General features: G+C 62.4%; 31 protein-coding genes, 1 tRNA gene and 1 pseudogene. 19 read left to right on the top strand and 14 right to left on the bottom strand.

All coding sequences use genetic code 11. From position 1 onward, the window contains the following. Window positions 1–4: 4 nt before the first annotated feature. The 5 genes from ACODNH_RS09380 to ACODNH_RS09360 all read left to right on the top strand — a co-directional run bounded on the left by ACODNH_RS09380 (window position 5) and on the right by ACODNH_RS09360 (window position 1,915). Complete coding sequence (locus ACODNH_RS09380) at window positions 5–661, top strand: DUF7114 family protein (protein WP_306709634.1); 657 nt, start codon at window positions 5–7, stop codon at window positions 659–661. A 67-nt stretch (window positions 662–728) separates the two neighbouring features. Continuing rightward, window positions 729–800 (top strand) — tRNA-Thr (locus ACODNH_RS09375). A gap of 340 nt (window positions 801–1,140) precedes the next feature. Continuing rightward, a complete protein-coding gene (locus tag ACODNH_RS09370; protein ID WP_306709632.1) occupies window positions 1,141–1,338 on the top strand; it encodes a hypothetical protein in 198 nt (65 codons plus the stop codon). An 80-nt stretch (window positions 1,339–1,418) separates the two neighbouring features. Continuing rightward, a complete protein-coding gene (locus ACODNH_RS09365; RefSeq protein WP_306709630.1) occupies window positions 1,419–1,655 on the top strand; it encodes a hypothetical protein in 237 nt (78 codons plus the stop codon). Then, the gene (locus tag ACODNH_RS09360; protein ID WP_004959237.1) at window positions 1,652–1,915 is read left to right on the top strand and encodes a hypothetical protein; all 264 of its coding nucleotides are present in this window, start codon (window positions 1,652–1,654) and stop codon (window positions 1,913–1,915) included. The genes ACODNH_RS09365 and ACODNH_RS09360 overlap by 4 nt, the downstream gene beginning before the upstream one ends. Window positions 1,916–1,987: 72 nt before the next feature. Here ACODNH_RS09360 and ACODNH_RS09355 read toward each other — a convergent pair whose 3' ends face one another. From ACODNH_RS09355 to ACODNH_RS09320, 8 genes and pseudogenes are all read right to left on the bottom strand, one after another. Next, window positions 1,988–2,428, bottom strand: coding sequence for an acyl-CoA thioesterase (locus ACODNH_RS09355; protein WP_306709627.1), 441 nt, complete (start codon window positions 2,426–2,428; stop codon window positions 1,988–1,990). A gap of 127 nt (window positions 2,429–2,555) precedes the next feature. Continuing rightward, window positions 2,556–3,104 carry a KH domain-containing protein gene (locus ACODNH_RS09350; protein WP_005537076.1) on the bottom strand — a complete coding sequence of 183 codons (549 nt, stop codon included), beginning with the start codon at window positions 3,102–3,104 and terminating at the stop codon, window positions 2,556–2,558. Window positions 3,105–3,222: 118 nt separating this feature from the next. After that, on the bottom strand, window positions 3,223–4,356 hold the full coding sequence (locus ACODNH_RS09345; RefSeq protein WP_306709622.1) for a hypothetical protein: 1,134 nt from the start codon (window positions 4,354–4,356) through the stop codon (window positions 3,223–3,225). Window positions 4,357–4,587: 231 nt separating this feature from the next. Next, entirely contained in the window at window positions 4,588–5,637 is a 1,050-nt protein-coding gene (locus ACODNH_RS09340) for a two-component system sensor histidine kinase NtrB (RefSeq protein WP_434531280.1), read from the bottom strand. Between the two features lie 275 nt (window positions 5,638–5,912). Then, a complete protein-coding gene (rio1, locus tag ACODNH_RS09335; protein WP_306709618.1) occupies window positions 5,913–6,848 on the bottom strand; it encodes a serine/threonine-protein kinase Rio1 in 936 nt (311 codons plus the stop codon). 42 nt (window positions 6,849–6,890) lie between these two features. After that, window positions 6,891–7,178: a translation initiation factor eIF-1A gene (gene eif1A / locus ACODNH_RS09330; protein ID WP_004516096.1), complete on the bottom strand. Its 288-nt coding sequence runs from the start codon at window positions 7,176–7,178 to the stop codon at window positions 6,891–6,893. Between the two features lie 122 nt (window positions 7,179–7,300). Next, window positions 7,301–7,429 carry a hypothetical protein gene (locus ACODNH_RS09325; protein WP_306709614.1) on the bottom strand — a complete coding sequence of 43 codons (129 nt, stop codon included), beginning with the start codon at window positions 7,427–7,429 and terminating at the stop codon, window positions 7,301–7,303. Next, window positions 7,422–8,946: pseudogene (locus ACODNH_RS09320) on the bottom strand (aldehyde dehydrogenase family protein). Before ACODNH_RS09320 ends, ACODNH_RS09325 begins: the two are co-directional and overlap by 8 nt. 190 nt (window positions 8,947–9,136) lie before the next feature. Here ACODNH_RS09320 and ACODNH_RS09315 point away from each other — a divergent pair. Together ACODNH_RS09315 and ACODNH_RS09310 are read left to right on the top strand one after the other, a co-directional pair. Further along, a complete protein-coding gene (locus tag ACODNH_RS09315) occupies window positions 9,137–9,853 on the top strand; it encodes a helix-turn-helix domain-containing protein (RefSeq protein ID WP_005537081.1) in 717 nt (238 codons plus the stop codon). Window positions 9,854–10,073: 220 nt separating this feature from the next. Further along, on the top strand, window positions 10,074–10,721 hold the full coding sequence (locus ACODNH_RS09310) for a hypothetical protein (RefSeq protein ID WP_434531279.1): 648 nt from the start codon (window positions 10,074–10,076) through the stop codon (window positions 10,719–10,721). A gap of 24 nt (window positions 10,722–10,745) precedes the next feature. On the opposite strand, the gene ACODNH_RS09305 is transcribed toward ACODNH_RS09310, so the two are convergent. Both ACODNH_RS09305 and ACODNH_RS09300 read right to left on the bottom strand, forming a co-directional pair. Next, window positions 10,746–11,582, bottom strand: a complete 837-nt coding sequence (locus ACODNH_RS09305) for a proline dehydrogenase family protein (RefSeq protein WP_306709611.1) — start codon at window positions 11,580–11,582, stop codon at window positions 10,746–10,748. A 71-nt stretch (window positions 11,583–11,653) separates the two neighbouring features. Further along, entirely contained in the window at window positions 11,654–12,625 is a 972-nt protein-coding gene (locus ACODNH_RS09300; protein WP_306709610.1) for a proline racemase family protein, read from the bottom strand. A 140-nt stretch (window positions 12,626–12,765) separates the two neighbouring features. On the opposite strand from ACODNH_RS09300, the gene ACODNH_RS09295 reads away from it, so the two are divergent. The 7 genes from ACODNH_RS09295 to ACODNH_RS09265 all read left to right on the top strand — a co-directional run bounded on the left by ACODNH_RS09295 (window position 12,766) and on the right by ACODNH_RS09265 (window position 18,448). Then, window positions 12,766–14,058, top strand: coding sequence for an ABC transporter substrate-binding protein (locus ACODNH_RS09295; protein WP_306709609.1), 1,293 nt, complete (start codon window positions 12,766–12,768; stop codon window positions 14,056–14,058). A 30-nt stretch (window positions 14,059–14,088) separates the two neighbouring features. After that, window positions 14,089–15,006: a branched-chain amino acid ABC transporter permease gene (locus tag ACODNH_RS09290; protein WP_434531278.1), complete on the top strand. Its 918-nt coding sequence runs from the start codon at window positions 14,089–14,091 to the stop codon at window positions 15,004–15,006. After that, the gene (locus tag ACODNH_RS09285; protein ID WP_434531277.1) at window positions 15,003–16,112 is read left to right on the top strand and encodes a branched-chain amino acid ABC transporter permease; all 1,110 of its coding nucleotides are present in this window, start codon (window positions 15,003–15,005) and stop codon (window positions 16,110–16,112) included. Before ACODNH_RS09290 ends, ACODNH_RS09285 begins: the two co-directional genes overlap by 4 nt. Further along, window positions 16,105–16,917 carry an ABC transporter ATP-binding protein gene (locus tag ACODNH_RS09280; protein ID WP_434531276.1) on the top strand — a complete coding sequence of 271 codons (813 nt, stop codon included), beginning with the start codon at window positions 16,105–16,107 and terminating at the stop codon, window positions 16,915–16,917. Before ACODNH_RS09285 ends, ACODNH_RS09280 begins: the two co-directional genes overlap by 8 nt. Further along, entirely contained in the window at window positions 16,914–17,636 is a 723-nt protein-coding gene (locus ACODNH_RS09275) for an ABC transporter ATP-binding protein (RefSeq protein WP_306709601.1), read from the top strand. The genes ACODNH_RS09280 and ACODNH_RS09275 overlap by 4 nt, the downstream gene beginning before the upstream one ends. A 117-nt stretch (window positions 17,637–17,753) precedes the next feature. Continuing rightward, the gene (locus ACODNH_RS09270; protein ID WP_005537091.1) at window positions 17,754–18,164 is read left to right on the top strand and encodes an SCP2 sterol-binding domain-containing protein; all 411 of its coding nucleotides are present in this window, start codon (window positions 17,754–17,756) and stop codon (window positions 18,162–18,164) included. Between the two features lie 38 nt (window positions 18,165–18,202). Beyond that, window positions 18,203–18,448 carry a DUF7470 family protein gene (locus tag ACODNH_RS09265; protein ID WP_004590621.1) on the top strand — a complete coding sequence of 82 codons (246 nt, stop codon included), beginning with the start codon at window positions 18,203–18,205 and terminating at the stop codon, window positions 18,446–18,448. A gap of 11 nt (window positions 18,449–18,459) precedes the next feature. Here the strand turns inward: ACODNH_RS09265 and ACODNH_RS09260 are convergent, their stop codons facing one another. Then, a complete protein-coding gene (locus ACODNH_RS09260; RefSeq protein WP_306709598.1) occupies window positions 18,460–19,506 on the bottom strand; it encodes a sensor histidine kinase in 1,047 nt (348 codons plus the stop codon). Window positions 19,507–19,623: 117 nt separating this feature from the next. Next, a complete protein-coding gene (locus tag ACODNH_RS09255) occupies window positions 19,624–21,600 on the bottom strand; it encodes a DUF460 domain-containing protein (protein WP_306709596.1) in 1,977 nt (658 codons plus the stop codon). A gap of 165 nt (window positions 21,601–21,765) precedes the next feature. On the opposite strand from ACODNH_RS09255, the gene ACODNH_RS09250 reads away from it, so the two are divergent. From ACODNH_RS09250 to ACODNH_RS09235, 4 genes are all read left to right on the top strand, one after another. Beyond that, window positions 21,766–22,326, top strand: coding sequence for a sugar O-acetyltransferase (locus ACODNH_RS09250; protein WP_306709594.1), 561 nt, complete (start codon window positions 21,766–21,768; stop codon window positions 22,324–22,326). Window positions 22,327–22,403: 77 nt separating this feature from the next. Next, window positions 22,404–22,751 carry a thioredoxin family protein gene (locus ACODNH_RS09245; RefSeq protein ID WP_306709592.1) on the top strand — a complete coding sequence of 116 codons (348 nt, stop codon included), beginning with the start codon at window positions 22,404–22,406 and terminating at the stop codon, window positions 22,749–22,751. A 62-nt stretch (window positions 22,752–22,813) separates the two neighbouring features. Continuing rightward, window positions 22,814–23,581 carry a hypothetical protein gene (locus ACODNH_RS09240; RefSeq protein ID WP_306709590.1) on the top strand — a complete coding sequence of 256 codons (768 nt, stop codon included), beginning with the start codon at window positions 22,814–22,816 and terminating at the stop codon, window positions 23,579–23,581. Window positions 23,582–23,655: 74 nt separating this feature from the next. Next, window positions 23,656–24,174 carry an HPP family protein gene (locus ACODNH_RS09235; RefSeq protein WP_306709588.1) on the top strand — a complete coding sequence of 173 codons (519 nt, stop codon included), beginning with the start codon at window positions 23,656–23,658 and terminating at the stop codon, window positions 24,172–24,174. A gap of 31 nt (window positions 24,175–24,205) precedes the next feature. On the opposite strand, the gene ACODNH_RS09230 is transcribed toward ACODNH_RS09235, so the two are convergent. Then, window positions 24,206–24,436, bottom strand: a complete 231-nt coding sequence (locus ACODNH_RS09230) for a universal stress protein (protein WP_373567967.1) — start codon at window positions 24,434–24,436, stop codon at window positions 24,206–24,208. Between the two features lie 8 nt (window positions 24,437–24,444). Here ACODNH_RS09230 and ddh point away from each other — a divergent pair, with 8 nt between their 5' ends. After that, the gene (gene ddh, locus ACODNH_RS09225; RefSeq protein ID WP_306709586.1) at window positions 24,445–25,371 is read left to right on the top strand and encodes a D-2-hydroxyacid dehydrogenase; all 927 of its coding nucleotides are present in this window, start codon (window positions 24,445–24,447) and stop codon (window positions 25,369–25,371) included. Between the two features lie 36 nt (window positions 25,372–25,407). Here ddh and ACODNH_RS09220 read toward each other — a convergent pair whose 3' ends face one another. Continuing rightward, entirely contained in the window at window positions 25,408–26,043 is a 636-nt protein-coding gene (locus ACODNH_RS09220) for a DsbA family oxidoreductase (RefSeq protein WP_306709583.1), read from the bottom strand. Window positions 26,044–26,084: the final 41 nt, after the last annotated feature.

Here is a 26,084-nt window from a genome sequence, read left to right as displayed (position 1 = left end):
CATAATGGAGGAAGTGGCGGCAGTTCGCCGAGCGGCGTTGGCGGCGGTCGACGATGTCGAGCCTGACCGGCTTCACGAGCGGATCGACGCTCGCCTTGACGACGCGTCGCTGGCGCCAGGCGTCCTCACGCTCGTCAGCGCGGGCGCAACCAGCGACCCACCGGTTGACTTGGCTGACGGCGTCGCTGACAGAGCCGCCGGCGTCCAACTCATCTACGAGGGGCTCTCGCTCACTCGCCAACTGGCCCACGACGACCCCTGGGTCAACGGCGACCGCGACACAGCCGACCTGGATATCCTCATCGCCGATATCCTCGTCTCGCGTGGGTTCTACCTACTTGCCAGAACCGAAGCTGCCGACGCCGCTGTCTCTGTCGTCCGTTCGTTCGGCCACGACCAGACAGTCCGTCAGACGACTGACGATGAAAGCCTCGACACCGCGCTCGAAACGGACATTCTGGAGCTCGCCGTGGTCGCCGGTGTTACCGCCGCAAGCATCCGACCCACCCCGACACTCCGCGAGTACGCGACTGAACTGGCCGTCGACGGCCTTCCACCGAACGACGAGTTGCTCGGTGAGGAGGTCGCCGATGCGCTCCGAGCGCGGGCAGGGGCCGAACAGCCATCCGGGGACGGAACCGAGGCCGCCGCCGACCACTGATACTAATCGACACACCGGCCCCGAATCGAAACGACTTTAGACAATTGCCGGATACACATTGATGCGTGCCTGGGTAGCTTAGCGGTAAAGCGCGTCCTTGGTAAGGACGAGACCCCGGATTCAAATTCCGGCCTAGGCTCTTCTTGGAGACAACCTGCAAGTAGCGCGTCTCGTCGCGCCACGTCACGTGTCGATGTGAGAGACTGCTCCAGGATTTGAATCTCTGGTTCAAATTCCAGCCTATGCTTTCTGCGACGAACGAGCTTCGTGGAGTTTCATCTCTGCGCAATCCCGCCGCGTGTGTTTCAATGAGACTTTCTCCAAGAGAACCAACCGCGCAGGCTCCTAGTGGTTCGTAAGTGGATAGTGTTGCTAGTGGCAGTTGCAATCCCGACGGTTGACCGACTGGGGACATTTGAGGTCGCCAGTTCTGCTGACCCCTTGCAAAGGGATATACCGGAGTAGGCCTAACATTGCATGTGAGTACCACGCAGGGAAAGATAGACGCGGCCTCGCAAGCTGAAGCGACCGCCGCTCCGGCGTCCGTTGCGCTGACGCTGTATTTCTACGCCCTCCGCGGCGACAAACAGTCGGACCAGTTTATCGGTTTCTGGCCCACACATCCGCGGCCTCACTTCGCACCGCGAAATCAAACGGCTGCTCCAAGCGGACGCTAACTGCCCAGGTGTTGCCGTCGATTCACATCATGTATCAACCGCCGCGTAATCACGTCCCGACCAGCCACCACCACCGCCATATGAGCTCAAGCTTCACGCAGACCATTGCACGCATTGACCTCGACACAAGAATCCAGTACGGCATGATGCTCCTCTTCGGAGCGCTCTGTCTGGTAGCGGCAGCCTCTCCGCTTGGCACCCTCACCAAAGCCGTCGTCGTCTCCGCACTATTCGGATTTACCGGCGGACTCTGGGTATCGCATCTCGTACAGATTATTCAGGAGGCAGCGACGGCACAGTCTGAGGCCGACCAATGAGTGAGGACGTCGTTGAGGAACAACAGCCACAGACGTCGGGCTTCCTCAATGGCCTCGAATTTCTCACCGGTGAGGACCCAAGCGCAGGGTCGTTTCTCTTGGTCGTCGGGATGGTTACCTGCGTTTTTATCGCTGGCTTCCAGTTTCTGCTGAACCCTCCGATTTCGACACTTCTCACTGGGCTTGTTCTGGTCATCAGTGTCATCAGTTTCATCATGGGCGCGGTGCTGGATATGCTCGATTACTTTGAAACACCGTAGCAGTCGCTACTCGACTACAGAGAGCCGCAGTTAGTGGCCAGGCGGTGACGTTATGCTACCGGTTGTCGACTGCTACTGATCCGGCTCTTCTGCAAGTGCCGTTTCGCGCAACCGTTTGCACTCCTCGCTCTCGGCAGTCAGTTCGGGGACGGGCGTCGGTTTCCCGTCGTCGACGGCGACGAAGGTGGCGTACGCGCTGGTCGTCTCCTCAGTTTCGCCCGTGTGTGGCTCCTCGCGCGCGACCTCTATGCGGACTCGGACGCTGGTTCGGCCCGTAGCGTAGGCGTAGGAGTCGATGAGGGCAGTGTCGCCGATTGGAATCGGTCGTTCGAAGTCGACGCGAGACATCTGCGCGGTCACGCAGGATTCTCTGGCGGCCCGCATGGCCGACATAGCGCCGATCTCGTCCATCCACTTCATGACGATTCCCCCGTGGGCGCTGTTGTAGTTGTTGGCGTGGGTCGGTTGGACGCGCTCGCGGTTGACGATGTGCGTCTCGGCGATGGTCGGCATACCTCCTCGTAGAGCCTGTGCCGGCAAAACGGTGTGGTGCGCCCCTGATGGGACCTGACGGCAACCGTACGTGCTTATACTGTCGCCGTGAGGCGCAAGCGCCAGTCACGCAGTCGAACTACCGGAATTACCCGGTGAACTGGTGATATTCGAGGCCTTTGTGCTTCATCTCGTTGTGTTTGCGTTCGAGGAACGAGTAGACGGAGCCGTGGGGCGCGCCGTCAAGAATCATCTCGGCGGCTTCTCGCACGGCGTCGACCTGTTCGGGGCCGCCGATGATCCCAAGCGTCGACCCGTAGATGACCACGGCGGCGCCGGAGAGTTCCTGCATGAGCTCCCGCGTCCGGCCGCCCTCGCCGATGAGACGACCCTTCTGGCGTCGGAAGTCGTTCTTGTTGCGGGAGGCGGCCTCGATGTCGATGAGTTCGAACATCATCATGTCGTCTTCAAGCAGCGCCAGCGCGTCGTCGGGCGCAAATCCGCGGCCGATGGCCTTCACGATGTCGGGGCCTTTCAGCGCCGTCACGGGATCGCCGACGGACTCGACTTTCACCGTGCCGTCCTCGGAATCGATATCCAGCCGGACTTCTGCGCGCGACTCGATTTCGCGCATGGTCTCACCGCCCTCGCCGATCAACACACCGATACGGTCCTGCGGAATCTTCACGTGTTGCATAAGTATACCTCTCTGTAGGAGGGTCTGCCTGTTTAAAACTTCGGCGTCCGGAGCCTTCGGCACCGTACCTCACCGTCGGCCGGTTCGGACTGCAGACTACACGGCGAGGTGTGGCCGGTCAGCCATCAAATACCGTGGTGAGAAACCAGATGAGGCCGAATATACTCCCGGCCGCACCGACCAGTTTCGTAAGCACGACGTTCCAGTCGGCGGGTTCGACCTCGCCGGAGCGGGTTGTGCTCCCGATGGCGTCCATCTGTTCGTTGAACTTCGTGACACCGTATGCATACCGGTACATGAGTGCCCCACCTATCGCTATGAGTGGACCCAAAAAGAGGCCGGACTGGGATTCTTCGGGCTCGCTTTCCTCGGGCCCGACATTGTAACTGAAGGTTTCCGGTGTCCCTGTTTCATCACTCTGCGCCGCTGAGGCTGTGGACTGGACGGGCGTTGCTGCTGACTGCTCGCTGTCTTCGGTGTCAGCCTCTCCGTTGTCAGCCTCCCCGGTGTCGGCCGGCTCCGTGTTGTGGGACCCAACTGCGATTTCGTCGAGATACGCCCGGCCGTCGAGCTGGACTTGCCAGAAGGAGGTTTCAGCGCTGGTCGAAACCGTTCTGGTCACGCGTTGCTGGCGCTGCCGGTCAGTATCCCACAGCGCGACCTGTGCGGTCCCGTTTGGATACCACTGGATTTCGACCACGAAGAACCGACCGGTAGGAGCTGTGACGCGCTCGGAAGTCACCATTGTTCCGCTCTCGTTCGTCGAGACAATGTCGACACGGTCGTTATTTTCCCGGCCGACATTCCGGATGGAGACTGACGCTGTGGTGTTTCCGTCAGGGCGCTCGACAACCCGAAACGCTCCGCCGCGACCCACGTCGACGACACCGGTCACAGTCCCCTGACTGGTGTTGACTGTCGCCGCGGTCAGTGTCGCGGTGTCGTTGGCACGGACGCCGAGCGAACAGTCCCCGTCTGCGCCGATACGCAGGGTTTCACCGGCGGTCCAGTTGGTTGTCGATGCGGCTCCAAGTCCATCGATATAGTGGGATGCCGAGCCTGTATCCGGCATGTCTGGGTGCTCGTCTTGCACCGAACACGCTGGCTGTGGCGTCGCTGCCTCGGTTGTGGTGGCGTGGCTGTGTGTGGTACTCCCCGAGTGTGTCTCATTGGGTACCGCGTTGCTGAAGCCGGTGGCGACTCCGGAGACGGCAACAAGGGCGGCTATCCCGAGCAGGACAACGAGCGGCACTATCTGTCCGGTCGTGGGGGTTGGAGGGCGTCCCATGGGTGGATGGCGGGGGTCGTGTAGCCGTGGCGGTCTCTCGTCGTTGGGCATCACTGCCCCATCGGTTATTGTTCTTCTGCTTCTGTGGGATACTCACCCACGAGGAGAACGCTCGAACGGGGGGTCTCGTCCACAATAGACGAGTGAAGCGGGGACCGGACACCGCACCGGAACAGCGGTCTGCCGATCCCGCTGTCAGCCCAGAAACTCGACACCGGTGACTTCGAACCGTGCCCCGCCCATGTTGCTGTCGGTGACGAGGATGTCCCACCCGTGTGCGCCTGCGATGGTTCGGACAATAGAGAGTCCGTAGCCACTCCCGTCCTCGGCAGTGGTGAATCCATGGTCGAACACATCGTCCTTGATTTCTGCTGGGATCCCCGGGCCGTCGTCTTCGACGTAGAAGCCGTTCTCAAGCGGACCGACGCGGACGATAACGGCCCCATCGCCGTGTCGAATGCTGTTCTGAAAGAGGTTCTCGAACAGTTCGATGAGGCGGTCGGCGTCTGCGCTCACTGCGCCGATATCCGCGTAATGGAGCGTGCCTCGGTCGGTGCTTTCGCCGCTCCCCTCCCAGGCGGTGTCAACAACGGCCCGTACGTTCGTTGTCTCTGGGTCGGTGACGACGTTTCCCTGCTTGGCAACACGGAGCAGGTCGTCGACGAGGCGGGCCATCCTGTCGCTTGTTTCTTCGAGCGCGTCGAGGTGTTCCTCGTCACCGGTTTCGCGGGCCAGATGTACCCGTGAGGAGATAACACTGAGTGGACTCTTCAGGTCGTGAGCGAGGATGTCGGTGAACTCCTTGAGCCGATCGTTCTGGCGTTCGAGCATCTTGTCGTACTGGTGTTTCTCGGTGGTATCCTGGCTGACTGCGACGAACCCCTCCGGGTCTCCGTCCCCGAGCGGCGAGAGCGAGAGGGTTGCCCAGAACACGGACCCATCAGCCTGCCGGTGCCAGTGCTGTGTCTCGACGGGGCCGTCAGCCGCCTCCGTCAGCAGTGACTCAACGGTTGTCTCTATCTCCTCAGGGTCGGCAAACAGCATGTCGACGTGCTGGCCGACCGTCGCGACCCGGTCGTAGCCGTACAGCGACGCTGCTGGCTCGGGCCACGTCGTAATGGTACCATCTGTATCGAGCATGAACACAGCATGCGAAGACAGTCCCTCGATGAGGCGCTCAGACACCGAGTCGCCGCTGTGTGCTGTCTGCTGGTCCGAACTGCTGTCTGCTGGGTCGGTGTCCATCAGTCGCACCTACTTGGGCTAGGCCAATGGCGACTCAGCCAGCATGAAAAGCACTGTGACACGCAACTCATGCTGATATATTCAAGAGCTAACAGTTTACGCACTGTGGTTTTCACAATCAAATGAGTTGTGAGAAACCGGGTGAAAGACGCGCAGTACTGTGGATATCTCTCCAGAAACCGTCGGCATGACTGGTACTAATCGCACTTCACCTATAGCCACGGAAACACGTTCTCACTTGCAAAAATCTCTCCATGCGAGCAGAACGATGGTGACTACTCGTCGTCGCGACGGTCGGCCGGTGTTCCTTGCGGAACGGCGTCATCGTTGCTCCCCGGCGCGGTGTCGGCCTTGTCTTTCGGCGTCGCGTACTCTCGGACGTACGCGAGCAGTTCCTCTGGCGTGGCGTCGACGCCTTGCCTAGCGAAGAAGTTCGCGACGTTGCGGCAGTCCCGTTCCAGAAAGTCGTCGGCGTTAGGATGGTGGATGGTCACCGCTTGCCCGAGGTCGATGATATACAGCTGACCCTCGTGGAAGACGATGTTGTACTCAGAGAGGTCGCCGTGGACGAGGCCGGCGTCGTACAGCCGGCGGGTGTACTCCTTGACGACCTCGTAGGCTGTCTCGGGGTTCTCGATGTGGACCTCACTGAGACGCTTGCTACGGCCTTCCTCGGTCCCGAGATACTCCATCACGAGGACGTTCCGCTCAACGGCGATGGGCTCCGGCGTCCGAACGCCGGCCCGACGGGCACGCTTGAGGTTCGACGATTCCTTGCGGACCCACGCGGTGACGACCTTCTTCTTGTCCGAGCCGATCCCTTCGAAGCGGGGGTCGCCGTCGAGATAGCTCCGCATATCCTTGAAATCGGAGGCGTTGATGCGGTACACCTTGACGGCGACCTCTGTCTCGCCCGATAGGGCCGTGTAGACGTTGGCTTCCTTGCCGGTCGAGATCGGCCCGCCGAAGGCGTCGATGTGGCCGTCCTGCACGAGCTTGTACAGTGCGCCGTAGGTCGCGTCGTCGAAAACGCTGGCCTCGACTTTGAACTGGTCAGCGTCCTTGATGCGCTCACGGAACTCGCTGAACTCGCGGTCCCGTTTGCGGGCGATGCGGTCGGCTTCCGTGTCGGAAACGTCGACCTCTTCCCACTCGTCACCCGGTGAGTCGACGTCGTCCGTATCGAGCAGGCCGAACTGCCCCTCTGTCACGCTTGTGCCTCCGTCGAGCGCGCAGCCAGATACATAATCAGGCTACTCCTGGATATGTCCCTCCTCGCGTAGCTGGTCGGCATCCTGTTTCTCATAGCGCCACGTGATGTCGGCTTTCTCGTCCTGCCAGTCCCAGGGTTCGACGAGGACCACGTCGTCCTCGCGTATCCAGATCCGCTTTTGCATCTTGCCCGGAATCCGGGCTGTGCGCTCGACGCCGTCCATACAGCGTACCTTGACGCGGTTCGCGCCAAGCATGTCCATGACGACGGCGAACACCTCGTCCTCTTCCGGCATCCGCAGGTTCTTTCTGCTGTCGTTGTCGCTCATATTCGGTACTTCGACGGGGAGAGGTTTAAGGTTTGGAAAAGTTGGACCATGAACCCGGTCCGTGGCCCCCGTCACGGCGTGGGACAGACGCTGGGGCCGTATAGAAAACCGCGGTCGTCGCGTCAGTCAGCGCCGAGGCAGCCGACCCACGAGCAGTCGGTGCAGGTCTCGATGCCTTTCGCCGTCGTCGTCTCGCCGCGACAGCGCGGGCAGATGGAACCGATCTCCGGCGACTGGACGGACTTACTCATCGGTGATGATGTCCGCCGACAGACCCTGTGCCATCTCGATGTCCTTGGAGTTGTTCAGCGTCCAGGCGGTGCGCTCGGTGACAGCCTCGATGACCTCGCGGCCGCTCGGGAGGCCGTTGCCGGACTTCTTGACGCCGCCGAAGGGCAGGTGGACTTCCGCACCGATACACGGGAGGTTGCCGTAGGCGAGCCCGATTTCCGCCTCGTCGCGGAACTGGTTGATCTGGCGGTAGTCCTCGGAGATGATGGCGCCGGCGAGGCCGTAGTCGACGCTGTTGTGCATCTCCAGCGCCTTGTCGAAGTCACCCGAGTACTCAAGTAGCGCGACGTGGGGACCGAACACTTCCTCGTTGATGCACCGCAGGTCCTCGTCGTAGTCGACTTCGTAGACGAACGGGCCGACCCAGTGGCCCTCCTCGTGGCCATCGGGAATCTCCTCGGCACCGAGGTCGGCGCGGTCGACGAGCACGTTCGCGCCCTCCTCACGGGCGAGGTCGTTGTAGCGCTTGAATTTCTCGACTTGGTCGTCCTCGATGAGCGGCCCCATGAAGGTGTCTTCCTCCAGTGGGTCGCCGACGGCGATGTCCTCGGCAACGTCGACAAACCGTTCCTTGAATTCGTCGTAGAGGTCTTCGTGGACGATGAGGCGCTCCGAGGAGACACAGCGCTGGCCAGTCGTCTTGAAGCTGAGACATCACTGCCGAGTGAACGGCGATGTCGAGGTCGGCTTCCTCCGTGACGATGACAGCGTTCTTCCCACCCATCTCGCAGGCGGCGATCTTGCCGGGCTCGCCACCGACCTTGGAGGCGATCTTGTGACCGACTTCGGCGCTCCCGGTAAAGAGGACCGTCTCGACGCGGTCATCCTCGACGATAGCGTTGCCGGCGTCGCCGTAGCCCTGCACGAGGTTGAACACGCCGTCCGGGATGCCCGAGTCTTCGAACATCTCAGCGATGATGTGGGCACACCATGGGGTCTGTTCGGCGGGCTTCCAGACGACGGTGTTGCCCTCGACCAGCGTCACTGCGAGGTGCCAGAACGGGATGGCGACCGGGAAGTTCCACGGGGTGATACAGCCGACGACGCCCTTCGGCTTGCGCCGCATGTAGGCGTCCTTGCTGGCGATTTCCGACGGTACCACGTCGCCGTGGGGGTGACGGGCGTTGCCAGCGGCCCACTCGACCATATGCCAGGACTCGGTGACGTCGGCCAGCCCTTCGCTGATCTCCTTACCACATTCCATGGTGACGATTTCGCCGAGTTCCTCGTGGCGGTCACGCAGTTCGTGATAGATGTCCCAGAGGTATTCCGCGCGGTCGATGTGCGAGAGCGAGCGCCACTCGTCGTAGGCGTCCTCTGCCGCGGCCAGTGCGCGGTCGACATCGGCCTCGGTTCCGCGGTGGAACGAGGCGAGTGCCTCGCCGGTGGCCGGGTTCTGACTTGTGAACGTTTCGTCGCCGGTGCCTGTCGTCCATTCACCGTCGATGTAGTGTCGACGTGAGTCGTCTGTACTCATGATAGGTACTGTACGCGTCCCCTACCAATATGTTCCACCGTCCATGGTCAGGGGGGACGGCAATAACCTGATATGTCATCCATAATCAGGCATTATCTCCCATGGTCGGTGTTCCCCTTATGAACCGCACCTTTATTTGCATCCACATCGTGGCTATCCCTAGCATCCCTTCATACGGAGGGCGCTCAGTATGAGTAACGCACAATCACAACACGGGGGACTCCAGCTTACCCTGAGCATCTGGCATCCGGACTGCTGGACGCTCGAAGTCACCGACAAGACGGCGGCTGGGCTACTGGCCCACGGCGTGTACAACACACAGAACGGTAGCGTGAAGGGCCTGTTCACCGCATACGCCGACAGTATTAGCGACGTTGAGGCTCTCATCGATGCGACTCGCGACTCGTCACTGACAGACTCTGTGCTGGAGCTGCGCGAGCGCCACGGCGCGACCGGCACAGGCTCGTCGCCGGGGAACACGACCCGCGAATTGTTCGTCGAGTACGACCCGGACAACACCATCAGCGACAGCCTGCTCTCGCGGGGGTTCATCCACAACGACCCGGTTCGGGTCCGGCACGGTCGCGAGCACTGGCCGGTGTTCTTCCCGGACTCCCGTGACGAAGCCGAGTCACTTCTCGACGAAATCCGCGAGGAGCAGTCGGCCGATATCGAAGTCACACGAATCACATCCGCTGGCGGCGGCAATCCGAAGCAACTCCGACGGATGGACCGCCTCTCGGACAGCCAGCGCGAGGCGTTCGAACTTGCCCGACAGGAGGACTACTACGCGTGGCCACGGGGTATCTCGACACGCGAACTCGCGTCGAAACTCGGCGTTTCGAAGACGACGCTGCTCGAACACCTCCGGAAAGCAGAAGCGAAACTGCTCGATCCGGACCAGTAGCACAGCGGAAGGGTGTAGAGCCGCTCGCACCGGTTCTCCGTCAATCGACCCAGAGCGTTGACAACGGGAATTCGACTCTCAGTGAGGACCGTTTGCTTTCGGATTGACTGAGCAGAATAGGTCACTCTGTTGCACTCAGATCAATGAGAGGGGTGGCTCAAACGTATTCTTGAACGTCCTGAAACCGTTTACTACCGGAGATGCTACTGCCACGTGTGCTATGGAGATAACACGCCGTCATCTTATGAAGGCACTCAGCACCAGTGGGGTGGGGCTTTCCACAGCCGGATGTCGCACTCTCGACGGGACTGACTCAACTGAGACGTTGACAGCCACAGAGACACCGACATCGGCCACTGGATGGGCAACCCAGATTCCGGAAACGCCCCCGAACGTGTCCTGTTCGGCCGTTTCGAGACCGATTGCTGAACCAATCGACCGCGAGGGGTCGCTTGCTCCCCGTGCGTATCCTGGGCAGCCGCCATCGGAGCTAGCGGGCCAGAGCATGGTCGAGTACGTCACCGCGTTCGAACTGGCCTACCGGCAGAACGCCGAGATGGTAGCGAACACTGACATGACGACTGACGGCAAGCCCGATAGCTACCTGACGCGGTTCGACATCTCCGTCCAGAGTACCTGGGTCGCCCCGGGGCCAACTAATTCGGCTGTCATCCGATTGCAGTACATCGGCTCCGGACGGATTCACCCCGGGATGGACTTCGACTATATAACTCAATATGTCACGTACTATGTCAGCTCGACACGGGCCGTCCGTGCCAGAACGACCCGGAACGATTTCGATGGGGCCGATTCGCTAGACCCCGACCCGTGGGAGAATGGGAATCCCGTTGCCTGCTTCGAAGGATAGGGCAGCACGTAGCCAACAGCTACTCTAACTCAACACGGCTCGGACAGCAAACAGCGCGTTTTCCTTGCGTTCGCGGACGCGCCGGTAGAAGTAGGAGAACCACTTGTCGCCGTAGGGGATGTACTGCCACATCGGGACGCCCTCGGCGGCGAGGTCGCGCTGTTCGTCGTCGCGGACGCCCATCAGCATCTGCACCTCGTAGTCGGTTCCGTACTCGTCGTGGAGGTCCTTCGCGTAGTCTATCATCGCCGGGTCGTGGCTGCCGACGGCGACGCCGCCCTCGAACTCCTCGAACATCAGTTCGAGACAGTCTCGATAGGCTTCGTTGACGCGCTCTTTCTTCTTGTAGGAGACACTCTTTGGCTCGGAGTAGGCTCCCTTGACTAGTCGGACCTTCCCGGGAAGGGGTGCAAGCCGTTCGAGGTCCTCGGGCGTCCGCTTGAGGTTCGCCTGCGTACAGACGCCGACGCCGCCCTCGTGTTCCGTAACGAGTCGCTCGTACGCGTCAAGGGTCACGTCGGTTGTAGTGTAGTCCTCCATATCGACCCAGACGAAGACATCACGGTCGTCACCCGCTGCGACAATACGTTCAAGATTCTCGACGAATACGTCGTCGCCAACGTCAAGTCCGATCTGCGAGGGCTTGACTGAGATACAGCAGTCGAGGCCGCTCCTGTCGATTTCCTTGACCAACTCGATGTACTGGTCTGCGTCCTCGTCGGCTGGCTGGCGCTCGTCGTAGTGTTCGCCAAGCAGATTTAGGATGCCCTTGACGTCGTCATCGTTGAGCGAAGCGACGTGGTCGAGCGCCCCCGGCGCTGTCTCCCCGGCGACGAAGTTGTTTGCTATCGGCGGAATCATTATCGAAACTACGCCACTATATCAGCCTAAACGCACCCCCTACCAAAAAAATCAGTCTATAACGCCTGAAATCAAACGAGAGTAAAACTGCCGAGCGTATCGTCGTCGTCCCGGTAAAACGTGTGCTCGCCCGTGATATGCGCTGTACCCGAGACGACCGGGCTGGTCACGGTTACCCCTCCGTCAACGCTGGTATCGGTGATGTACCCCTCAAATGTCGACCCGACCGGGCCAGTCACTTCGACACGCTCGCCGACGGCGAGGTCGCCGTCGACGTGATGGAGCGTCAACCGCGCACACGTGCCTGTTCCACAGGGGGAGCGGTCGACGGAGCCGTCGGCGAACACCACACAGCTCCGGTCGCCGTCGCCGCCAGCTGTGAGTTCGACTGCTGAGACGGTCGCCCGCGTACCGGTGACTGGGTCCTCGGGTGCGGCGTCGTTGACTGCTCGGCGGAGTTCCAGTGCGGGGTCGATACACTGCGTGGCGTCCTCGCTGTTGAGCGTGACGCCGAGACTGTCAGCGTCGACGACGGCGAAGTAGTTCCCGGAATAGACGATACGAGCTTCGACCGGGACGCCGTCCTGTTCGACGGTTACCGTCTCACAGACGTAACTGTCGACGTTTTCGAACGCAACGCGACGGACGACGCCGTCAGCTATCTCGACCGTCACGTCGACCAGTCCGGCGGGGGTTTCGACAGTCAGCTCTGGCACTTCGGGAAGCTCGCCCCGTTCGATGAGTGCGGTGACGACTCCGATGAGGCCGTGACCACACATGTCCAGATAGCCATCTGTATCCATGAAGAAAACCCCGAGGTCAGCCCGGTCGGTCGGTACCGGGACTGCTCCGAACATGCCTGCGTGTCCGCGGGGCTCCTGCATGAGGAGTTTCCGGACGCCGTCAGCCGTGGCTTTGAACTGGTCGCGTCTCTCCCGGACGGTCGCTCCGGTGAGCGTGTTGGCCTCGATACCGTCGAGGACGATGCGTGTTGGTTCCCCACCCGTGTGCGTGTCTACCGTGATGAACTCCGTTCGTTCCATAGCCGTAGCGATACTCTATGCGGCAAACGCGTTCCAGAAGTATTAATTCACGGCTTCTCGTATGCCGTGGAGAACATGGTGCCTACCATGGACGGTGACAGGGTTATACAGGGACTTACGAAAAAGGATATCAGTATACCATGAACGACCATGACACGCGTTCGATTGACAGGCGAAGCGTAATCAAAGCCGCTGCCAGTGCCGGGCTCGTCGGCCTCGCCGGCTGTTCCGGTGGTGCTCCCGACGAAGGTGATGGGGGTGACGGCGAATCGACGGATTCCGCGACGGATTCCTCGACGGACTCCGGGTCCGAAACCTACACCATCGGGATGGTTGACAGCCTCTCCGGGTCACTGTCGGCGTTCGGTCAGCGGAACCAGCGCGGCAAGGAAATCGCGCTCGACGATATCAACTCCGTCGGTGTCAGTGGCGGCGAACTGGCGATCTCACAGCAGGACGACCAGAGTACGAGTCAGGGTGGGGTCAGCGCAGCCCAGACGCTCGTCAATCAGGAAGGGGTCCCGCTGCTCATCGGCACTGTCGGGAGCGGCGTCAGCACGGCCATCCACGAGAGCGTCGTCCAGAACACGGACGTCGTCCAGATCAGCCAGAACAGCACTAGCCCGAACCTGACGAACTTCCCGGACCTGCTCCGGATGCCACCGGCCGGCAAGGCTCAGGCGGAGGCAATTTCGTCGCTCCTCAACGAGGACGGCAACGAGTCCGCTGCCCTGGCCTGGATTAACAACGACTACGGCCAGTCCGTCGGTGAGGCCTTCATCGAAGCCTACGACGGGGAGATTGTCTACAATGAACCCCACGATCAGGGCCAATCCTCCTACAGCAGCACCATCTCCTCGATGTCTGACACCGACGCTGACGCGTGGGTGTTCATCACCTACCAGCCGGAGTTCGCAACGATGTCCCAGGAGGCGTTCGATCTGGGTGTCACCGACCAAGCCGCCTGGTACGGCGGTGACAGTGTCAAGGGCCCAAAAGTCCTCGAATCCGCTCCCGAGGGTAGCCTCAACGGAATGAAAGCTGTGGTTCCGAGCGTCCCGCAGGACGCCGAGAACTACCAGGCGTTCGTCTCAGAGTTCGAAGAGCGCTTCGGCGAGGAACCAACGTCGTGGTCGGCCTATGCCTACGACGCGGTGGTCGTCAGCGCACTCGCTATCGAAGCCGCCGACGAGTTCACGGGCTCGGCGCTCATGGAGGTCGTCCGGGACGTGACTCGTCCCGAGGGTGAGGAGGCGACCACCTACGAGGATGCACACGAAATTCTGGCCAACGGTGGCTCTCCGTCGGACGTGGACTATACCGGCGTGAGCGGCCCCATCGACCTTGACGAGAACGGTGATCCCGTCGGGTTGCTGCAGGTGTTCGAAGTTGTGGACCACGCGTACGAATCCAGCGGCTTTATCGAGGGCTAACGCGGCCACAACCCTTTCCCATTTTCACCAATGGCGCAGATATTACAGTACCTGGCAAACGGGCTCGTTTTCAGTAGTATCATCATCCTCGGGAGTATCGGTCTCTCGCTGGTCTACAGCATCGCCGACTTTGCGAACTTCGCACACGGCGATACGATGACGCTCGGTGCCTACGGGGCGTTCGTCGCGTTCGGTGTGTTCGGCGGCCTCGGCGGCACCGTTCTCGGTCTCCCGGTTGGGTTCTTCCTGTCTCTGGCGGTCGGGATGGCGCTTGCCGCCGTCGTTGCCGTCCTCACCCATATCTTCGTGTACAAGCCCCTCGATACGGACTCAATCGGGCTGCTCATCACGAGCATCGGCGTGGCGTTCGTCTACCGCGCGGTGCTACAGGCGACCTTCGGGACGGACTTCCTGCAGTACGATATCCGCCGTAGCGGGCCGATTCCGGTGCTGCTTGACACACTTGATGTCGCCGTGACACAGCGAGACGTTGCGATCATCGTCAGCGCGGCGGTTCTCGTCGCCGGCCTACATCTCCTGCTCCAGCGGACGACGCTGGGCCGGAAGATGCGTGCGACAGCTGACAACCCCGATCTCGCACGCGTGAGCGGTATTCGAACTGACCGCGTCATCCTTGTCATGTGGGTCGTCGGAAGCGCCCTGGCTGCCGCCGGCGGCGTCTTCCTCGCGTTGTACAGCCAGCTCGACCCGCGCATCGGGTTCAACATTCTGCTGGTCGTGTTCGCCGCAGTCATCCTCGGCGGTATCGGGTCGGTGTACGGCGCGATGCTCGGTGGGCTCCTCATCGGGATGCTCCATGAACTGACGCCGCTGCTTAGCGATGTTGGCCTTCCGATCAGTAACGCCTACGCGCCGGCTGTTGCGTTCGTCATCATGGTCGCGGTCCTGCTTGTCAGGCCCCGCGGCATCGCAGGTGATATGACATGAGCACGCTTGATGTCGGTGCGTACTCGCCTCGTGAGAAGGGCGTCGTGGGACTGCTCGGCGCGCTCGCTGCGCTCCTGCTCGTGGCGGTTTTGACCGGCGTCCTCGCACCAGCGTACCTGCTGTATCTCATCGGACTGTCGGCGATGTACATGCTCCTCTCGATGGGGTTGAACGTCCAGTGGGGGTACGGTGGCATGATCAACTTCAGCGTCGCGGCCTTCTTCGGCCTCGGCGCGTACGGGACCGCACTGCTGACGGCGTCCGGTTCACCGATCTCCGGCGGTGTTAGCCCCGTCGTCGCGCTATTTGGTGGTCTCGCCCTCGCCGCGGTGCTCGCGGTACTCATCGGCTATCCGACGCTGAAACTCCGCGATGACTACCTCGCGATCGCGTCACTGGGGCTCGCGGAGGTCGTGCGTATCTTCATCCTCAACGAATCGCAGTGGACGGCGGGCAGCGCCGGTCTGACCGGCATCCCGCTGTTTTTCTCCGACTGGCCTGTGCTCGGCGACCTGACCTACCCGTACGTGTTCAACGTGGGCGGGACGCCGGTGTTCAACATGAGTCAGTCGGTCGTCACCAGCTTCCTGAACGTCGTCCTCGTCACAGTGATCGTCGCGGCCGTCTACCTGTTCCTCCGGCGCATCCACCAGTCGCCGTGGGGCCGCGTCCTCCGGACAATCCGGACCGACGAGGACCTTGCGGAGACGCTGGGCAAGAACACGTTCGCGTTCAAGATGCAGGCGTTCGTCATCGGGAGCCTCATCATGGCGCTTGCGGGCGTGTTCTACTCCCATCTCGTGTTGTTCGTCAGCCCGCAGGACCTCCAGCCCATCACGACGTTCTACGTCTGGGTCGCCGTTATCCTCGGCGGCACTGGCAGCGACCGCGGCGCGATGCTTGGTGGGTTTACAATCGTCGCTATCCAGCAGGGGACGCGCTTCCTGACTGACACCGGGGCGCTACCAATCGGTGCCGCGCCCTTCCGACTCATGCTGGTCGGGCTGCTCATCATCTTCATCGTCAGGCTCCGCCCGGAGGGGATTCTCCCGCCGGAGCGCGAACTTATCTGGCCCGACTCGCTGGGGGGCGGTCGCGATGAGTGAGCAGTCGCTCGTCTCCGACGGCCCCGTCCTCGGGAAGGCCGACCCCGTTCTCCGTGCTGAGGGGCTGGAGAAACGCTTCGGCGGCCTCGTGGCAACGGACGACGCGTCCATCGAGGTCGAACGCGGCACGATTACGGGCCTCATCGGCCCGAACGGGGCCGGTAAATCGACGCTGTTCAACCTCGTCTCGGGCTTCTATGAGCCTGATGCAGGCTCCGTCTCGGTCAACGGCGTCGACGTGACTGGCCAGAAGCCCCACGAAATCGCCGATCAGGGGATGATCCGGACGTTCCAGACGCCACGAAAACCGGAGGGGATGACCGTCCGGGAGGCGCTGCTGGTGGGGCCACACAACCAGACCGGGGAATCGATAATCCCGTTGTTCACATCGCCAAGTACCGTCGAACAGGAGGAACGGCGATCGCTGGAACAGGCCCAGCAGATGCTCGAACGGTTCGAGATCGGTGATCTGGCCACCCAGCCTGCGACGGATCTTTCGGGCGGACAGATGAAACTGGTCGAACTGGCCCGCGGAATGATGGCCGAACCCGATCTGCTGCTCCTCGACGAGCCTGTCGCCGGTGTCAACCCCGTGCTGGCCGACAAACTCGCCGGGTTCATCGAGGAACTCAACGAGGAGGGGATCACCTTCCTCATCATCGAACACGACATGAACTTCATCATGCGGCTTGCCGACCCGATTATCGTCCTCAATCAGGGAAGTGTCCTCGTTGAGGGGCCACCCGAGGCGGTCCGGAGCGACGAGCGCGTCATCGACGCCTATCTGGGAGGGCCGTCGGAATGACCGACCCCATCCTCACTGTCGACAGCGTCGACAGCGGCTACGGCGAAGTACAGGTGCTCGATGACCTCTCGCTGACCCTTGGCGAGGGGGAAATCGCCTGTCTCGTCGGCCCGAACGGGGCCGGCAAGTCTACCGTTCTCAAGACGGTGTTCGGTATGCTGGAGCCTTGGACCGGCTCGGTACGTCTCGGCGACCGCGAAATCGGCGGGATGGCCCCCGAGGACATCGTCCGTATCGGCGTCGGCTACGTCCCACAGACGGAGAACGTGTTCGGCTCGCTGACCATCGACGAGAACCTCCGGATGGGCGGAGTCGCTCGTGACGGCGGCCTCGACGAGACCGTGGCCGAACTGTACGACCGGTTCCCGATCCTCGACGACAAGCGTACCGCGAACGCCAAGACGCTCTCGGGCGGCCAGCGGCAGGTGCTGGCCTTCGCCCGCGCGCTCGTGATGGAGCCCGACGTGTTGCTCATCGACGAGCCAAGTGCCGGGCTGGCTCCCAACACGGCCAAGGAAGTGTTCGACGACGTAGAGACAGTCAACGAACTCGGCACGTCGATCCTGATGGTCGAGCAGAATGCCCGTGAGGGACTGGGCATCTCCGACCGCGGGTTCGTCCTTGACCAGGGGACGGTCAAGTTCGAGGGTGAGGCCGACTCGCTGCTCGACGACCCCGAGGTGTCTCGGCTGTATCTCGGCGGCGAATCACGCCGCTGAGACCTCGCTCGACAGTTTTCCTCGCGTTCGCCGCGGAGCCACAGCGATGACTTCTCGGGTATTGCACTCGAAAGGACAAGGCAACACAGAAAAGCCCCCCTTGCATACCGCCTGCCAATGACTGTGACGCTGCCGACCGACGCCGATGACTGGGCCGCCGCGTGGCGCGACCGGATCAACGAGCGGGCCGCGTTCGCTGACAGCGCTGACGACTTCACCGCTGTATTCTGTTTCGAAATCCGTGCCGACGACGCCTACACCGGTGAACCGATACAGTTCGTCGTTGTGATCAAGGACGGCGTCTGTACCGCCGCCGGAACGGTCGCAGACCCCGAGTACGACTTCGCGTTCCGTGGCCCCTACAGCGAGTGGGTCACGATGCTGCAGGGCGACCTCGACATCTCCGCCGCCGCGATGGACGGAACCTTTGACGTCGAGGGCGACACGATGCGGCTGCTTCGCCGGCAGGACACTATCGCCGAAATGGTCGCGGCGGCACAGAACGTCGACACCGAGTTCGAGTACTGACCGACGGGCTTTTGTCCGCCCGCCGGACCAACACGGGTATGTTGGATAAACTCGGTGCGGTTGGTATCGGCGGTATCGTCGTGTTGCTCGCCGGCATCGGTCTGGTCGCGTGGAAGGCACCCATCGTCGCCGTCGGCATCGCTCTCGTCGTCGGGGGCCTCGGACTGGTCGTCTACGGCCTCGTCACGAGCCTGCTCGGCGCGTTCGGACTTGGTGGCGGCATGGGCGGTATGGGTGGCGGCGGTATGGGCGGTGGCGGTATGGGCGGCGACGGGATGCCCTGAAGCGGAAACGACTAACAGGCGGTGTCCGCATCGATATCGAATTCGAACCGTGCACCGCCGTGTTCTCCTGTTGTGACACGCACTGTCCAGCCGTGGGCTTCGGCGATTGTCCTGACGATATAGAGACCGAAGCCGGTCCCGTCAGCCGCCCGTGACGCGCCCGGTTCGAACACCCGCTCCCGTTCGTCGGGAGCGATTCCCCGGCCGTCATCCTCGATCGCGAAGCCGTCGGGTGTCGGTACGATGCGAACCGTTATTTCGGTGGCGTCGCCTCCATCTTCCTCATCGGCTGCGCGTTCATTGCGCTCAGGCCCGTGTGTGACGGCGTTAGCGAAGACGTTCTCGAACAGTCGGAGCAATCGCTTTGGGTCAGCTTCAATCAGTATCGATGGCGGAGGTTCCAGCACTGCGCTGTCGGTCTCGACGTGGGTCCACGCCGTCGTTACCACGTCAGCGATATCGACGGCCTGCTCGTCGGCTGCCAGCGCCCCGTCTCTGGTTGCGGTCCGCAGGTCCTCGATAATCGATTCTAACCGCCCTAACCCATCTCTGGCGGCGTTGATACGCTCGACCGACAGCTCCTCGGCAGCGAGTTCGAGGTGGCCACTAGTGACGGCAAGCGGCGTCCGGAGGTCGTGTGCCAGCAGGTCAGCGAACTCTGTGAGCCGCTCGTTCTGTCGCTGGAGGTGCCACTCCCGTTCCCGCCGGTCCGTAATATCCCGGCCGACACCGCTGAACCCCTGAACTGTGCCGTCGTCCGCCGTGAGGAGCCGGCCGCTGAGTTCGAACGTCACCACCCCCTCCGTCGTCTCGGCCCGCGCTTCAACGGTCGTTTGACCCGACTCGAACACCTCCTCGAGAGCTACTTCAACGGCTTCCCGGTCATCCGCGACGAAGAACTCGGTCGGCTCTGTGCCCGACAGTTCGCTATCCGTCAGGTCGAACAGCTCGTTCAGCCGAGTGTTCCAGTACGCAAGTTTGCCGTCTGCGTCGTAGACGTAGAAGACATCGTCGAGAGTCTCGACCGCGGCCGCCAGAACACGACACTGGTCTTCCATGCGAGACAGACGCACCCGAAGGACATAACTACGCAGTACGGCTGGCTCGCTGTCGGAGCAGTCCCGCACCGGTGGCGGGGCCGGCTAGCGACTGTTCACCGGCCGCCAACACAGTACCTAGTTCTCGCTCGTCGGCCGGTCAGCCCGGTGTTCGCTGATGATCTGGTCGACCATCTCCGCGTTCTGCTCCTTCCGGCGGTCGGCGGCGCGCTCTTCCCAGTCCTCGATTGCCGCCTCGATTTCGCCTTCGCGGGTGACGGCCAGTTCGTCCACTTCCTGTACGGTGACCATCTCCGCTGGCGCGACAGGAATGTCGTTATCAAACAGCACCTGATCGGCGATGTCAGAGAGGTTCCCGTTCCGGAGGACGATTTTCGGGTCGATATCCGCCAGCTGCTGGGCCGTCGACCGGCCCGCGCCCGAGGCGTCCCGGAACATGACAATGTCATCCTCAACGAGGCCGAACCGTTCATCAGCGTCGGCGATGGCGTCTCTGGTGAACTGTTCGACCACCTTGACCGGGGTCAGCCCCTCCTGTTTCTCTGAGACATCGGCGAAGTTCGAGTGATCGAGCTTCCACAGCGCCTTCAGCCTCTCGAGCTTGTCGGCCAGCGCCTCGCGTTTCTCCTCCTCCTCATCGACTTTCCGTTCGAGGGCCTCGTTACGCCGCTGAAGCCGCGTCACCTCGCGGTCTTTTCTGACCTCGCGCCGGCCCTCGCTGCGGGCCTTCTCCAGTTGCTTGTCCTTCTCCGAGAGCTGGTCGTCCTTGCGCTTGATTGTCTCTTTGAGGTCGTCAACGTGTGATTCGAGCCGTTCGATGCGGGCGTTCAGCCGCTTGATCTCCTTCTCGTCGTCGGTGAGTTCCCGCGGTTCGTGCGCCGTGGTGTCCTCGTCCTCACTGTCGTCGTCTTCGAGGTCCCGCAACACTGTTTCGACGCTCTCCTCGCCGGCGACGACGCGGTCGATGACCGGTCCGACATCGTACTGTGGCGGGACCTTGCCCGCGACGCGCTCGAACTGGTCGGCGTGGTTGTCGAAGGCGTAGAGGGCGGCGGCCATCGCGTCTCGCTCGTGGTCGTTGTCGTACGCCTCCTCCCGGGTCCGGTGTTTCTTCTCGTCGACCGGAAGGTCGGTGTCGGGTTCCCAGCCGGCGGCGCTGAAGGAGCGCCGGAGCTTCTCGACCGTTTCTGGCATCGGCGTCACGTCGGCGGCGACGACGACGGGCCGTCCGCGTTCGATAATCCACTCCGTCGTCGCGGCGGCGTCGTCAGTGCGTGAGGAGTACACGTCCAGTACAGTGCCGTCCAGAGAGACGATGGCAACGGCCGTCGTCGTTCCGGGGTCGACGCCGACGACGACGTGGTCGCGCCGTTTCGCGAGCGGCTTGAACTCGATGCCGTCCCGCCGCTGTCGCTCGATTTCGACGCGCGTGTCGCCCGACCGGGCTCTCGATACCGGGATGTCCTGTGGTCGGGCCGAGACCTGAAACACGGCGTTGGAGAACCCGCCATACTTCTCTGTCACGTCCCGCTCGTACTCCAGGCCGGCAGCGTCGAGCTCGGACTCGATATCGCGCGTTCGCTTCCGGACTGCGCCGTGGATGCGCCGGGTGTAGCGGTCCTCTGACCACCCGCCTTTTCCGGTCGAGCGGCCCCGCGAGACCTTCACCTCTGTTGTATCGGTGAAGGCGGACACCTCCTGCCCGACGTTGGCGGCGGCCAGCCGGGCCGCGGCCTCGGCTTCCTCCATCGGGTCCTTGCCGTAGGGGACGCCGTGACGTTTGGCGACCCGGGAAAGCGGTTCGGGCCGCTCGTCGCCGGTCACCTGCACCAGTTTCGTTTCGTCGGGGAGGGACCCGAGGACGTGGATCAGAGCGTCCTTGTCCTCGGCAAGTTCGTACATATTGTCCGTCGCGACGATGGCCGGCTCCTCGTCCTCGATGCGCCGGCGGAGCTTCCGCCGCGAGACCACGTCTCGCTCGACTGATTCCCCGTCGAAGACCACCAGCGCGTACGACGGCGCGTCGCCGCGCACGTCGCCGCTCTGGATGTCGACACCGAAGACGACTGCGTCGAGCGCTGCCGTGCGGTTCACGAACCATGGTAGGCGACGGTCGACTATAAATCCGTTCCGGGCTAGCAGGGTGGGTCGTGTTTCGGGACGCGATGCCGACCCCAACATCTCTTATCAGGGCGCTTCGACAGCCCACTATGACTATCCCTCGCTGCACCGCGAGAGAGACTCCGGAGGCTGGTCGGCATGCCCTCTGAAAAAGAAAAGATGCTCGCTGGCGAGCGCTACGACGCGAGCGACCCGGAACTCGTCGCCGCCCGTGAGCGTGCGAACGAACTCACCCGGGAGTACAACCAGACCGACCCGGCAGACACTGACACCAGACAGGCGCTCATCGAGGACCTGTTCGGCTCGGTCGGCGCGGACTGCCACGTCGAACCGCCGTTCCGGTGTGACTACGGCGACAACATCCACGTCGGTGAGGGGTTCTACGCGAACTTCGACTGCGTCGTACTGGACGTCTGCCGGGTCGATATCGGCGACGACTGCCTGCTCGGGCCGGGCGTCCACATCTACACCGCGACGCATCCGCTCGACCCGGATGAACGACGCAGCGGCGTCGAGTACGGGAAGCCGGTGACTATCGGCGACAACGTCTGGGTCGGCGGGCAGGCGGTCATCAACCCGGGCGTCACCGTCGGTGACGACGCCGTCATCGGGTCTGGCGCAGTCGTCACTGACGACGTTCCCGCTGGCGTCGTCGTTCAGGGCAACCCCGCGTCGGTCGTCCGTGAAATCGAGGACTGACGGCCCCGGACAGCAGTTGCGGCCGAACGAGCGTGACTCGTCGCGGGGTTCTTCGCGCTGTGGCACGTACTGCCCCCATGGACACGAAAACGGAACACAGCGTTCAGACGGTCGAAACACGGGACGAACTCGACGACGTACTGGCGACGGATGACCGCGTGCTGGTGATGGTCCGAACAACTGGCTGTACTATCTGCAAGTCGATGGAGCCGATACTTGACATCGCTGCGAAAGCCACTGACGCCACAGTGATCGTGTTCAATCCGAAACACGACCTCGATGCTGTCGACGCGTTTGATGTCCGGAGCGTGCCGACGTTCCTGCTATTTGCTGACGGAGACCTGATTCACCGCCGTGCCGACGGATTCGTCCCGGCTGAGGACCTGATCGAGTTCGTCGAGCGCGGGTCGGAATCGGACGTGTGAACTGGGTTGCATTGTCACACTGAAGCAACACTTTTGCCATTGCTTGTCGAAGTGGTCCGACGATGGCCCTCCAAATCGGCTCCGCCCTCGAAGAGGCGGGGTACCGGCTGTTCAGTCGTACCGGCGGGATACTACTCGCAGCGTTTTTAGCCCTGATAGTTAGCTTGCAGGCACTGCTAAACACTATTCTGGCGACGTCCTATGCCAGACTGGGATACGGTGAGATTGCCGCAGCTATGCCGCTCACCTTCGACATCCCGCTTACTGTTGCTGGTGCCGGTATCGCTGTCAGCTCCGTGATCTCACTGTATCTCACTATCGTGTCTTTCCGAACGTTTGTCGCTGGGGCACGCACTAGCTTCCCCGAGGGAGCGTTCACACGGAATGTCCCACTCGCGATGGTGAACGTGCTGGTCGGCGGACTCGTCTACGGTCTGCTGGTGTTCATCGGGTCGATATTGCTCATTATCCCCGGTATCTTTGCGTACGTTGCGTTCGTCTTCATGGCACCGTACATCATCGTCGAAGATCGGAACTTCATCGCGGCGCTCAAAGAGAGCTACCGGCTCACCGAGGGCGACCGGATAGCGCTGTTTGGGCTGCTGTTCATCGTCGTTGTTGCTGCGGGGCTCCTCGGCGGAGCTATCGGGCTCCTCGGCGCATTGGCGCTTTCGGGGCCGGCCTCGCAGTTACCGACTATCGTCTTCCAACCGCTGCTGTCGCTGTACAGCACTGCGGTTATCGCAGTCGCGTTTGAGCAACTCCGCGAGAGTGGTGGGCGGCCACCGTCGGCCCCGAGCGAGGACGACACGACGATGGCGGCTCTCTGACCGCTGTCGTCTCCACTCGGGTCGACTCTGTCGGACCGTGACTGTCTTATCCGTCCAGTTTCCTACCGGGAGCAATGCGACGGCATCGGGTCGGGACGAGCCTGTACGCTGGCGTGCTGTTTGTCGTCCTCGGAACGCTCGCGTGGGTGACCGGGCAACCGTTTATTTTCCCGAGTCTCGGCCCGTCTGCGTTCATGCTCGCGTTTCAGCGGGACCGCGACCGGACAGGACTGGTCAGCGTCGTCGTGAGCCATCTCATCGGCGGTCTCGCTGGGCTTGTCGCGTACGTCCTGCTCGCAACAGGCGTCTCGCTGGTCGCGGACCCGGCGGCGTTCTCGATGGCCGGGCTCCGCCTCGTTGCGAGTGCGACGCTCTCGCTCGTCGTGACGAGCTGGGGGATGATTGCGACCGATACGGTTCACGCGCCGGCCTGTGCGACGACGCTCATCGTCTCGCTAGGGCTGCTCTCGACCCCGCTGCAGGTCGCAGTCATCGTCGTCGGTGTCGGTGTCCTCGTCGCGTTCCACGCGCTCGTGTTGTCCGCGTACCACCGAGCTACTAATCCGTCCCGGCTAGGCCTGGTCGATGGGTGATGCGGTCACGCAGGACTCTGGCCACCGTGGCTTACTCCTCAGACAACTGTACGGTCAGCACCGGCACTGGTGATTCACGGACGACCGTCTCCGCGACGCTTCCGATAAGATAGTGGTCCAGCCCGGTCCGGCCGTGGGTTCCCATTACGACGAGGTCCGCGGGAACTTCCGTGACGGCGTCGACGCGCTCGGTAGTCGTTGGAACTGATCGGCTGGAGACCCTGCCGCGTTCCGGAAAAGGACTATACTGTCTCCGCTGCAGGGACGGATATGGATATCTCCAGAATCGCTGTCCACGAGTCGGTTGCGAAGGCCTGTCCGCTGGAGTCGATGGTCGCCGCGCTACAGGGGCCTGACATTCCCGTCGAGATTGTCGGCGACGACGCCTCATTCGATGCCGGTGATTGCGTCGTCACCTTCTCGCCGCGGGACGCGTTTCTGGACGCCACCTGGGTTCACGGTATCCGGGCGGGCTACGACGAGTTCGACGTGGCTGCCTACGAGGCCACCGGGACGGCGCTGACGAACAGCACCGGTATCCACGGCGACACCGTCCCAGAGACTGTCGTCGGCTACCTGACGGCGTTCGCCCGCCGCCTCCACGTCTATCGGGACCGGCAGCGCGACAACGACTGGACACAGGAACCGTACGACGCGCCGTTCACGCTGACTGGCGAGCAGGTGTGCATGGTTGGACTGGGCACTATCGGTCAGGGCGTCGCTGAACGGGCCGGTGCGCTGGGGATGGACGTCGTCGGCGTTCGCCGCTCCGGTGATCCCGCCGAGAACGTCGAGCGCGTATACACGCCCGACGAACTGGACACCGCCGTCGCCGACGCGCGCTTCGTTGTGCTGTGTTGTCCGCTCACCAAGGAGACCGAGAGCATGGCCGATGCCAGTCTCCTTGCACAGATGCGGACTGACAGCTACCTCGTCAACGTCGCCCGGGGACCGGTCGTCGTCGAGGACGCGCTGCTGGACGCCCTTGACGACGGGACGATTGCGGGGGCGGCTCTGGACGCCCACTGGGCGGAACCGCTCCCGAGCGACCATCCGCTCTGGGACCACGAGTCGGCCATCGTGACGCCACATGTCGCCGCGTCCACGAGCCGGTATCACGAGGACATCGCGGCACTTGTTGAGGAAAACATCGAACGGGTCACACACGGCGAATCACTGCGGAACCGCGTCGCGTGAGCTCAGGCGCAGGCAATGCCGCTTTGTTCGCCTCGCTCAGGCACCTTCGACCAGCCGTTCGAGCTGCTCGGGCGGAACCGCGCCGCGGGCGGCGTGGCCATCGTAGGCGAACGTCGGGACGCCGGTGATGCCCTGGCGCTTGGCCGCAGTGAATTTCTCGCGGACCGCAGAGCGGAGAGCGTCGTCCGCGAGCGCCGACCGGATTTCGTCGCCGTCGACGCCCGCGTCCTCGGCCAGATTGACCAGCAGGTCTTCGTCGCCGATATCCTGTCCGTCCTGCCACAGCGCCTCGAAGACGGCTACGTCGAAGGTCAGCCACGTCTCGTAGTCGTAGTGTTCTTTGACGTAGTAGGAGGCAATCTGGGCGGGCAGCGAGTCGATGTCGGTGGCGATATCCAGATCCATCTCGACGTCGTACTTCGCTTGCAGCCGGCGGACGCTTTCCTTGGCCTGCTCGTAGTAGTCCTCGTCTTTGCCGTCGTCGACGGTGTGGTCGATGGAGCCGTCGGGATTGCGCTTCCCGCTCCGAAGGTCGAAAGGATGCCAATCGACCTCCAGTTCGTCCTCACGCGTCGACTGGTACTGCCTGAGCGATTCGCGTCCGAGATAACAGAACGGGCAGACGTAGTCCGAGAAGACCGTGATCCGCTCGCTCGACTGTGTCTCACTCATACGTCTGGGTATGCGTTGCTCGCGGTTAAACGCGGCCACCG

This window comes from Haloarcula sp. NS06, from assembly GCF_051122755.1.
Lineage (GTDB): Archaea > Halobacteriota > Halobacteria > Halobacteriales > Haloarculaceae > Haloarcula.
This window is presented reverse-complemented; position numbering and strand designations above follow the sequence as displayed.

What these genes read in the sequence shown, in the direction of transcription:
- ACODNH_RS09310 (WP_434531279.1), top strand. Translation starts at nt 10,074, where the DNA reads ATGGAGATAACACGCCGTCATCTTATGAAGGCACTCAGCACCAGTGGG.
- ACODNH_RS09275 (WP_306709601.1), top strand. Translation starts at nt 16,914, where the DNA reads ATGACCGACCCCATCCTCACTGTCGACAGCGTCGACAGCGGCTACGGC.
- ACODNH_RS09365 (WP_306709630.1), top strand. Translation starts at nt 1,419, where the DNA reads ATGAGCTCAAGCTTCACGCAGACCATTGCACGCATTGACCTCGACACA.
- ACODNH_RS09220 (WP_306709583.1), bottom strand. Translation starts at nt 26,043, where the DNA reads ATGAGTGAGACACAGTCGAGCGAGCGGATCACGGTCTTCTCGGACTAC.
- ACODNH_RS09295 (WP_306709609.1), top strand. Translation starts at nt 12,766, where the DNA reads ATGAACGACCATGACACGCGTTCGATTGACAGGCGAAGCGTAATCAAA.
- ACODNH_RS09340 (WP_434531280.1), bottom strand. Translation starts at nt 5,637, where the DNA reads ATGGACACCGACCCAGCAGACAGCAGTTCGGACCAGCAGACAGCACAC.
- eif1A (WP_004516096.1), bottom strand. Translation starts at nt 7,178, where the DNA reads ATGAGCGACAACGACAGCAGAAAGAACCTGCGGATGCCGGAAGAGGAC.
- ACODNH_RS09290 (WP_434531278.1), top strand. Translation starts at nt 14,089, where the DNA reads ATGGCGCAGATATTACAGTACCTGGCAAACGGGCTCGTTTTCAGTAGT.
- ACODNH_RS09260 (WP_306709598.1), bottom strand. Translation starts at nt 19,506, where the DNA reads ATGGAAGACCAGTGTCGTGTTCTGGCGGCCGCGGTCGAGACTCTCGAC.
- ACODNH_RS09280 (WP_434531276.1), top strand. Translation starts at nt 16,105, where the DNA reads ATGAGTGAGCAGTCGCTCGTCTCCGACGGCCCCGTCCTCGGGAAGGCC.
- ACODNH_RS09270 (WP_005537091.1), top strand. Translation starts at nt 17,754, where the DNA reads ATGACTGTGACGCTGCCGACCGACGCCGATGACTGGGCCGCCGCGTGG.
- ACODNH_RS09240 (WP_306709590.1), top strand. Translation starts at nt 22,814, where the DNA reads ATGGCCCTCCAAATCGGCTCCGCCCTCGAAGAGGCGGGGTACCGGCTG.
- ACODNH_RS09265 (WP_004590621.1), top strand. Translation starts at nt 18,203, where the DNA reads ATGTTGGATAAACTCGGTGCGGTTGGTATCGGCGGTATCGTCGTGTTG.
- ACODNH_RS09235 (WP_306709588.1), top strand. Translation starts at nt 23,656, where the DNA reads ATGCGACGGCATCGGGTCGGGACGAGCCTGTACGCTGGCGTGCTGTTT.
- ACODNH_RS09350 (WP_005537076.1), bottom strand. Translation starts at nt 3,104, where the DNA reads ATGCAACACGTGAAGATTCCGCAGGACCGTATCGGTGTGTTGATCGGC.
- ACODNH_RS09305 (WP_306709611.1), bottom strand. Translation starts at nt 11,582, where the DNA reads ATGATTCCGCCGATAGCAAACAACTTCGTCGCCGGGGAGACAGCGCCG.
- ddh (WP_306709586.1), top strand. Translation starts at nt 24,445, where the DNA reads ATGGATATCTCCAGAATCGCTGTCCACGAGTCGGTTGCGAAGGCCTGT.
- ACODNH_RS09380 (WP_306709634.1), top strand. Translation starts at nt 5, where the DNA reads ATGGAGGAAGTGGCGGCAGTTCGCCGAGCGGCGTTGGCGGCGGTCGAC.
- ACODNH_RS09300 (WP_306709610.1), bottom strand. Translation starts at nt 12,625, where the DNA reads ATGGAACGAACGGAGTTCATCACGGTAGACACGCACACGGGTGGGGAA.
- ACODNH_RS09285 (WP_434531277.1), top strand. Translation starts at nt 15,003, where the DNA reads ATGAGCACGCTTGATGTCGGTGCGTACTCGCCTCGTGAGAAGGGCGTC.
- ACODNH_RS09360 (WP_004959237.1), top strand. Translation starts at nt 1,652, where the DNA reads ATGAGTGAGGACGTCGTTGAGGAACAACAGCCACAGACGTCGGGCTTC.
- ACODNH_RS09325 (WP_306709614.1), bottom strand. Translation starts at nt 7,429, where the DNA reads ATGAGTAAGTCCGTCCAGTCGCCGGAGATCGGTTCCATCTGCCCGCGC.
- ACODNH_RS09250 (WP_306709594.1), top strand. Translation starts at nt 21,766, where the DNA reads ATGCCCTCTGAAAAAGAAAAGATGCTCGCTGGCGAGCGCTACGACGCG.
- ACODNH_RS09245 (WP_306709592.1), top strand. Translation starts at nt 22,404, where the DNA reads ATGGACACGAAAACGGAACACAGCGTTCAGACGGTCGAAACACGGGAC.
- ACODNH_RS09315 (WP_005537081.1), top strand. Translation starts at nt 9,137, where the DNA reads ATGAGTAACGCACAATCACAACACGGGGGACTCCAGCTTACCCTGAGC.
- ACODNH_RS09355 (WP_306709627.1), bottom strand. Translation starts at nt 2,428, where the DNA reads ATGCCGACCATCGCCGAGACGCACATCGTCAACCGCGAGCGCGTCCAA.